The sequence below is a fragment of the Salinivibrio sp. PR5 genome (assembly GCF_001996085.1).
GTDB lineage: Bacteria > Pseudomonadota > Gammaproteobacteria > Enterobacterales > Vibrionaceae > Salinivibrio > Salinivibrio proteolyticus.
This window is the reverse complement of sequence record NZ_MUFK01000021.1, coordinates 43,931-51,471: the sequence shown is the minus strand read 5'-3', so window position 1 is coordinate 51,471 and position 7,541 is coordinate 43,931. Positions and strand designations below refer to the sequence as shown.

General features: G+C 50.4%; 6 protein-coding genes. 4 read left to right on the top strand and 2 right to left on the bottom strand.

Annotation, left to right across the window (positions count from 1 at the left end):
- Positions 1–60 precede the first annotated feature (60 nt).
- Positions 61–1,497: a coniferyl aldehyde dehydrogenase gene (locus tag BZG82_RS09255; protein WP_108742978.1), complete on the bottom strand. Its 1,437-nt coding sequence runs from the start codon at positions 1,495–1,497 to the stop codon at positions 61–63.
- A gap of 335 nt (positions 1,498–1,832) precedes the next feature.
- On the opposite strand from BZG82_RS09255, the gene BZG82_RS09250 reads away from it, so the two are divergent.
- The 4 genes from BZG82_RS09250 (at position 1,833) to BZG82_RS09235 (ending at position 6,022) form a co-directional block, all read left to right on the top strand.
- Entirely contained in the window at positions 1,833–2,174 is a 342-nt protein-coding gene (locus BZG82_RS09250; RefSeq protein ID WP_077765691.1) for a (2Fe-2S)-binding protein, read from the top strand.
- Positions 2,167–3,546: an FAD/NAD(P)-dependent oxidoreductase gene (locus BZG82_RS09245; RefSeq protein ID WP_077765690.1), complete on the top strand. Its 1,380-nt coding sequence runs from the start codon at positions 2,167–2,169 to the stop codon at positions 3,544–3,546. Before BZG82_RS09250 ends, BZG82_RS09245 begins: the two co-directional genes overlap by 8 nt.
- Entirely contained in the window at positions 3,543–4,799 is a 1,257-nt protein-coding gene (locus BZG82_RS09240; RefSeq protein WP_069587500.1) for an NAD(P)/FAD-dependent oxidoreductase, read from the top strand. The genes BZG82_RS09245 and BZG82_RS09240 overlap by 4 nt, the downstream gene beginning before the upstream one ends.
- Before the next feature lie 227 nt (positions 4,800–5,026).
- Positions 5,027–6,022 (top strand): chemotaxis protein CheV, encoded by a 996-nt coding sequence (locus tag BZG82_RS09235; protein ID WP_077479587.1) that lies wholly within the window; start codon positions 5,027–5,029, stop codon positions 6,020–6,022.
- A gap of 89 nt (positions 6,023–6,111) precedes the next feature.
- On the opposite strand, the gene BZG82_RS09230 is transcribed toward BZG82_RS09235, so the two are convergent.
- Entirely contained in the window at positions 6,112–7,494 is a 1,383-nt protein-coding gene (locus tag BZG82_RS09230) for an alanine/glycine:cation symporter family protein (RefSeq protein WP_198928544.1), read from the bottom strand.
- Between the last annotated feature and the right edge of the window lie 47 nt (positions 7,495–7,541).

Below are 7,541 nucleotides of genomic sequence, written 5' to 3'. Positions count from 1 at the left end.
GTAGTTAACAAATAATGTATGCGCAATATCTCCAAGCATAAATTTGAAACCAATAGGCTATTACCGCATCAGCCACCAGCGCATTAAGCGTTTGTACCAGCGGTTGTACGGCGGTTTGACTAAAAAGCTGGTGTCCCATTTATCGCGGGTGAGGACGGTTTTACTGTGGCTAAAGGTGTAAAAGCCTTCAATACCGTGGTAATGCCCCATGCCGGAATCGCCAATGCCGCCAAAAGGCGCATCTTCGGCAGCAACATGAAACAAGGTTTCATTAATCCCCATCCCGCCGGCGTGAAGCTGTGTGGTGACTTGCGTGCGTTTCTTCGCATCATTGCTCATCAAATACAACGCGAGCGGTCGCGGGCGCGCCTGAATATAACGCAACGCCTCAGAGAAATCTTGATAGGTAACCACAGGCAGAAGCGGGCCAAAAATCTCTTCTTGCATCACCCGCATATCATCGGTGACTTGGGTCAACAACTGGGTTGGCCAACGTCTTTTTTCTGCGGTCGGCATGGTTTGTTGGTCGAGTGCACACCAGCGACGCGCCCCCTTATCAAGGGCATCTTGGAGCGTTTCTTGTAGCCGTGTCGCTTGAGTTTGATTAATGATCTGGCTGTAATCCGGATTGGTTTCAAAGTCAGGGTATAGAGCTCGAAATGCCCGTTGATAGGCGTGGATAAAGGCCTCTTGGCGATGCTCAGGGCAAAGCACATAATCGGGAGCAACACATATCTGCCCGGCGTTTAAACACTTACCATAAATGAGCCGCGATACAGCGATATCCATGTCAATCTGATCATCAATAATCACCGGTGACTTGCCTCCCAATTCGAGGGTCACTGGTGTCAAATTATCGGCTGCAGACAGCATGACTTGTCGTCCAACCTGGGTTGAGCCGGTAAAAAAGAGGTGGTCGAACTCTAACTCGGTAAAACGGCGTGATACTTCAACTTCCCCTTCAATCACAGCCACTTCAGTTGGGCTAAACACCTCAGAGATTAACGCGCGTAATTCCCGATTGGTGTTAGGCGTGAACTCCGAAAGCTTAAGCATTACGCGATTGCCGGCCGCCACCGCACAAATCAGCGGACTCACGGCCAGCATGATCGGAAAATTCCAAGGCACGATAATCCCAACTACGCCTTTGGGTTGTTGATGCACCACTAATTGCGTTCCCAGCAGAGTTATCCCGGTACGCCGCTTTTGCGGCTTCATCCATCGTTTTAATCGACGACGGGTGTAATCAATCTGGTGTAGCAGAGGCAGAATGTCGGCTATTTCCGTATCAACGGGGGCTCGATAGCCATAATCATCACTCAAGGCTTGTTGTAACGCAGACGATTTTTGCTTGATGGCCTGACGCAAGCGCAGTAGCGCATCTCGCCGATGAGGGTAATCTAAAAATGGTACTTGAGAGGCCTGCGCTTTCTGCGCGTCGAACGTCTCGCGCATCCTTCTCACATCTTCCAACCATTGAGATCCTGACTCCGTCATTCGTGTCTCCTGATTATCAACATTACTGCCCTCATCACTCATTGATGACACAGCCAATCCTTTCACGCAATAGCACGTGCTCCCCCACAACGAGTGTTTACTTTCACATCACTCAATAAAACAGATCGATATCATGATAATGATCACAATAGATCTTATTTTCCCTTATTTTTTGTGAGGGATAACGAAAACGCAACAAAAAGTAACACGCATTTCACGACTCGGCTATAACATACGCCTCGCCTAACAAATAAGACAATAAGGTCCACTCACTTAAACAGCCTGAGTGGGAGTCATCACTGTCCCGACAACATACCAATGAGCCAATTAAAACGATGAAACGATCCCAAGACATTACCGATGCAGTTGGTCAAACCTTCTCGATCCGTGTCAATGGCGAGACGGTTCCTGCCATCGCTGGAGAAAGCGTGCTAAGCACCTTGCTTGCGAGCAATATCCGTGCGCTATCTAAAAATGATTATGGCCGATTAGCCAGTGCCTATTGCGGCATGGGCGTATGCCATTGCTGTACGCTGGAAATCAACGGCCGCCATAAACAACGTGCGTGCCAAGTCGCAGTCCAGCCGGATATGGATGTCCGCACAGAAGCCAACATTGTAGTTGAGAGCAAGGATCTTGAACGCAGTACCGTCGAGCAAGGAGAAACCCATGTCTAAACCTGTTGTTATTGTTGGTGCTGGACCTGCCGGCTTGTCTGCCGCGGTCACACTGGCCAAGCACAAGGTCGCGAGTATTATTGTTGATGAAGCGCCCAAACCCGGTGGCGTCGTCTACCGTGGTCCATGGCGAGATGCTGACGCGCTGCCTCACTTGGATGACAAATGGAAGGCCACTTCACAGTCCCTGCGCGAACAATATCGCCAGCATCAGGATTTGATTGACCTACGTAGTTTGACACGGGTACTGGGGCCAATGGCGGATCAACACCTCCTCACTGCTCATGAAGACACGCTATCAACGATTGACTATGAGCAGTTGATCCTCGCCACCGGTTGCCAAGAGCGCAGCATTCCCTTTCCCGGCTGGGATATGCCTGGGGTGATGCTTCTCGGGGGTATCCAACTTCAAATAAAAAGCGGCTTGGTGCGTCCCGGTCACCGCTGTGTAATTACCGGCACAGGGCCTTTGCTTGTCTTGGTTGCTTGTCAGCTTCACAAAGCCGGTTGTGATATCGCGGGCATCTATGAAGCGGCGCCATTCAAAGACTTGGCACGTGAAACGCTCGCCCTCCTCAACCGTCCACAGCTCGCGCTAGATGGCCTCTCGATGATGATGTATCTCAAACGCCACCATATCCCGATGCATTACGGTTGGGGCGTAGTCAAAGCCTCAGGTGACCCTCAAGTCGAGCAAGTTACGGTAGCCCCCTACAGTAAAGACTGGCACCCAGATGTTAGCCGTGCCGAAACCATAAATGCTGATTTGCTTGGTGTGGGTTACGGCTTTGCGGCACGCTCTCAGCTTGCGCAACTAATGGGACTAGATATGCAGTACGATCACATGAGCGGGGCGATCCCCGTGGTGGACGAGTGGCAACGAGCCAGTGTCGACAATGTTTACTGCGCCGGTGATACCGTGAAATTTGCCGGCGCAGAAGCCGCCATGTTGGAAGGAAAGATTGCGGCGTACTCCGCACTGAAGGCACGCAATATTTCAATGCCTAATCTTGACAATGAGTTTAAGGCTCTGCGTCATCAGCTCGAAAAGAGCTACCGTTTCCGTAAAGGCTTTGATACGGCAGGCTACCGTCGCCCAGGCCTGCTCAGTTTGCCGGAAAAAGACACAGTGATCTGTCGCTGCGAGCAAGTGAAAAAGGCGGACATTGATAACGCCATCAATCAAGGCGTCAAGGATGTGATTACGTTGAAAATGCGTACCCGCGTTACCATGGGTGACTGCCAAGGAAAAACCTGTGCGCACTACTGCTACGACCGACTCAATGAGAGCACGACGTCGCCTCAGCCTTTGATTCGCCCTCGATTCCCACTCGACCCTATTCCTTTTGCTGCGTTGGAGGATGACGCATGAAACAGTACGACATCGTAATTTGTGGCGGCGGCGTGATCGGCGCATCGGTGGCTTACCATTTAAGCCGCGAGCGCGACTTATCCATCGCGGTTGTCGATTATAAATACCCCGGAAACGCCTCACGTGCGTCAGCCGGTGGCCTATGGGCGATGGGCGAGTCAACCGGCCTTGGTTGCGGCGTTATCCTGTTTAAAACCCTTTCTAAGCAGATGCAAGAAAGCGGCGAAGGTGGATCACCAGAGATCAAACCGCACATTATGCCCAAACCCTTCTTCGATATGGCGATGCTATCTAACCAGCTCTATCCGGCATTGTATGATGACCTGATGACGCATCACGGTGTGGACTTTAAGTTTGAGCGTACCGGTCTGAAGTTTGTCATGTTTGATAAATACGACAAACTCTATGCCGAGCACATTGCGGCAGCCATACCTGATCGCCAAGAGCATGTCCGCTGGGTGTCTCAAGAAGACCTTCACGCACAAGAGCCTAACGTGTCGCGCGCTGCCATTGGTGCGATGGAGTTTGAGGGGGATCACCAAATCAACCCCTATCGCCTCAACGAGGCCTATTTGGAAGCAGCACGGCAAAACGGTGTCGAGCTATATCTCAATACCAAAGTTACGGGTGTGGTGAGACAAGGTAACCGCGTTGTCGCGGTTGAAACAGAAAACGGCAAGCTAGGTTGTGGCACTATGATTAACGCGGGTGGCGCATGGGCGGAAAAACTTAGCTTGTGGGCGACGGGCATGCCAATGCCTGTCTTCCCAGTCAAAGGCCAAGTGATCGTCTCCGAGAAGCTACCGAAGCTTTTAAATGGCTGTTTAACCACCAGTGATTGTTACATCGCTCAAAAAGATAACGGCGAAGTCTTGATTGGCTCAACCACCGAAGAGCGTGGTTTTGATACCACCACAGACATCAAGTACATCAAGCAGCTGGCACAAGGCGCCATGAAGTCTATCCCCGAGCTGAAAAAGATGAATATCAAGCGCTGCTGGGCAGGCTTGCGTCCGGGCTCACCGGATGAACTGCCAATTCTTGGTGCAGTGCCGGGTATTGACGGTTACCTCAATGCATGTGGGCATTTCCGTACCGGTATGTTGACCTCTGCCATCACCGGAAAGGTGATGAACGAAGTGGTACGTGGTCTACCAACGACCATTGATCTTGAACCCTTCTCCTACACGCGCTTCTTGAATGACCAAGGAAAAATGATCGGTAACTATCATCTTGAAGTCGCGTTACCTTAATTCCAATTACATGGACCCAACCACTAAAGCCTGCCTCAGTGCAGGCTTTTTTTGTTACTAAGCTGTAACTTAGCGCTGATTTCCAAGCCGAATTTAGCGTGATAGACCACAGAACGCCGTTCGATTATTTGGCAAATATTGTCGCTTTATTGATCACAGGCTTATACTGGTTTTATCGCTGTGTTTGTCAGCAATCTTCGCTGTTATCGATAGGAAATGTGGTAGGCATGAACGACGAGCCATCAAAAAACGCAATACTGACGGAAAGTGGCACTAACGAGCTCGAGATCATCGAGTTTCACCTTATGAAACAACTTCCGGACGGCAGTACAAAAACCTGTTACTACGGGATTAACGTCGCCAAAGTCCGTGAAGTCATTCAAGTGCCTGAAACAACCGATTATCCCAATGCACAGCCTCATATGATTGGCGTGTTTTCTTCTCGTGAAAAGCTCACTCCCCTGATTGATCTTGCAGGGTGGTTAGGGGTGCCAACCCGCCCAGAGAAAGACAATAAGTTTGTGATTGTCACCGACTTTAACAACATGACGAATGGTTTTTTGATCGACAGTATTAGTCGCATTCACCGTATCTCATGGGAAGCGGTAGAATCACCCAGTCAATTCCTAGAAGCTGGAGAACAAGACTGTGTGGTTGCGGTGGTTCGCAAAAACAACAACCTCATCATGATTCTCGACTTTGAAAAAATCATCGCCGACATCAACCCCGAGTTGAGCATGGAGAAATATGATGTAACCCAAGACCGCAGCGTCAATATTTCTGAAACCAGTGCGAAAAAGCGAGAAGCAAAAACCGTATTGGTGGTTGATGACTCTGCCTTTATCCGCAGCCTGATCGAAAATACGCTACGTTCAGCGGGCTACAATATTTTGTCTGCGAAAGACGGTGGCGAAGCCTTTGAGAAGCTGATGGAGTTTGAGAAAATTGCGAAAGAAGAAGGTGTGGCGATCACTGAATTTGTGGATGCCATTATCTCAGATGTCGAAATGCCACGCATGGATGGTATGCACTTGGTCAAGCGCTTGCGTGAACAAGACACCTACAAAACCATGCCTATCGTGATGTTCTCCTCCATCATGAGTGAAGACAACCGCGCTAAAGCCTTACAGCTTGGTGCCAATGACACCATTACTAAGCCAGAAATTGGTCGCATGGTAGGACTAGCAGATAAGTATATCTTTGGTGCCCCACTCGACGATTGATAACGCGAGCACTCGCCTACCACGCCCGTGGCTCTCACCGCAACAAAAAAAGGCTGCCGTCAAGGCAGCCTTTTGATTATTCAATTAATTCAAAGGTTAGTGGCTTGTGATCCGCTATGCGACTGATAACGTCGGCCATTGAAATAGGCCTTTGCGGCTTGGTTTACCTTCGGCGCCAACAGTAGGCCAGAGACCATGGTCGGCACCGCCATCAATCCGTACGCTCCGATCAAGAACAAGAACACCACATCTAGCGACACCACTGCCCCCAGCACGACCAGTGAGAGATACAGATACTTGTAGTACTGGCCGGCTTTTTCACCGAACAAATACACAAAGCACTTATAGCCGTAATACCAGAAGGTAAAGACGGTGGTAAAAGAGAGGATCAGCACTTGTGCCGCTAGCAACCACGCGCCTAGTGCACCAAACGCCGCTTTGAAAGCCGCCATGGTCAAACTCACGCCTTGCATGCCCTCAGATTGATCGAGCACACCAGTGACGAGAATGACTAAGGCAGTACAGCTACAAACAATCAAGGTATCGATGATAGGACCTAAACTCGCCACCAAACCTTCACGCACAGGCTCATTGGTTTTCGCCGCACTGTGTGCCATGACTTCAGTGCCAATCCCTGCCTCATTAGAAAAGGCACCACGACTCACACCGATGATGATCACACTTAGTACTCCACCAAACATCGCATCCGGTGAAAACGCACTGGCAAATATAGACTGGAACACACCGGGCACACGTTCCGCATTAAGCGCCAACGCGGCTATCGCCATGACCATATAGCTTCCCGCCATCAAAGGCACCAAAGCCCCAGCGACGTCAGCGACACGCTTAAGGCCACCCCAAATCACCATGCCGACGAACACGGCGAGAACAATGCCCATTCCCCACGAGAAGGCACTGCTCTCTAACCAAGCGACCCCCGGAAACAGTTGAGTTTGCACCACAGCGCCGAGTTGGTTGATCTGAAATGACGGCACAAATCCCATCAAACCTGCAATGGCAAACATCACCGCCAACCATTTAAACTTCGGGCCCAACCCATGCTGAACCGTATACATGGGGCCACCGTGTACATTTCCCTTGGCGTCTTTGTGGCGGTACATGACTCCCAGTGTGCAGGTGTAGAACTTAGTCGATACCCCCAGTAACGCGGTAAGCCACATCCAAAAAACCGCTCCCGGCCCCCCCGCACTCAGCGCCAACGCGACACCCGCGATATTGCCAAGGCCTAGCGTACCGGACAGTGCAGCCGCTAAGGCTTTGCGATGAGATAAATCACCATGACCGCTGCCATCATCCACTTTACCGGTTAATAGCTTGACGCTATGCGCCATATAACGAAAAGGTGTGAGCTTTCCGTATAGGGTGAAAAACAATCCGCCACCGACCAGTAAGATCAGCATCGGTTTTCCCCAAATAAAGCCTACAAAGGCATTAATCCATTCTTCAATCATGTCTCGCATCCTTTCTTGATGCTTGGCTAATTACTTTGCTCTCTAGA